This window comes from Paenarthrobacter nitroguajacolicus (assembly GCF_007786235.1).
Lineage (GTDB): Bacteria > Actinomycetota > Actinomycetes > Actinomycetales > Micrococcaceae > Arthrobacter > Arthrobacter nitroguajacolicus_A.
Window position 1 is genome coordinate 1 of the sequence record NZ_VNFK01000055.1, and the last position, 794, is coordinate 794.

The window sequence follows — 794 nt, forward strand, 5'->3', positions numbered from 1 at the left end:
GTCAAGTCCCCAGAGCTCAAAGGTCCCGTTAACAAAATCATAGTGTCCACCCTTGAGTGCGAGTGTTTTCTTCACCAGTCCATTTCTTACAAATGGGTATGTCAACAGGTTTCCGAGTGATACATTCACAGCTTCCTTTTCACATAGTACACATTGATCATCAAGGGCTGAGCCGTTTGATTCTCCAAGGACCTTTGACTTAGCGGGGGCGCATACTTTCACCCAGTCCTCGATGAAGTCGGTAACGTGTGGTCCTTCATCAGGGAAGGTCATAAGACCCTTGATCCCTCCACATTTGCTGTGTCCAATAACAATAATTTGCTCTACCTTTAGATGCAAAACTGCATACTCAACAGCAGCTCCAACTCCAGCATATCTAGTCTTGTCAAAGGGAGGGACCATGTTGGCTACATTACGGACCACAAACGCCTCGCCGGGTTGGAAATCGAGCACATGTGATGGGCAAACTCGCGAGTCCGAGCATGAAAACACCATGAACTTTGGGCTTGGCCTTTGGAAAGTTCATCGTACAAGGCTGGGTTTGTTATGTATTTCTCTCTTTGAACTTGGCGAACCCAGTTTTGATCCTCTCGACAGGGTCAAATGCCGGTTTAGTTTCGGGTGTTGAAAGTTGGGCTGTGATTTGTTCGATTTTAGCAGCAGCCACGGGTGCCAACTCCTCCTTTTCACTCAATAGCTTCTTGAGTGCAGCAATTGCCTCATCATATGATTCACTCCCCATGTCTCCTCTCCAAGTGGGGTTGATAATGGGAGCTGGGGCAGCAAAGACGGGC

The 794-nt window shown here is 47.9% G+C and carries 2 protein-coding genes; both read right to left on the reverse strand.

Annotated elements, in window-relative coordinates; translation table 11 throughout:
• The coding region (locus FQP90_RS22960) for a carbonic anhydrase (protein WP_244296968.1) at positions 1-495 on the reverse strand (495 nt) is incomplete at its 3' end.
• A gap of 49 nt (positions 496-544) precedes the next feature.
• A partial coding sequence (locus FQP90_RS22965) for a hypothetical protein (protein ID WP_208760070.1) occupies positions 545-794 on the reverse strand: 250 nt, incomplete at its 5' end.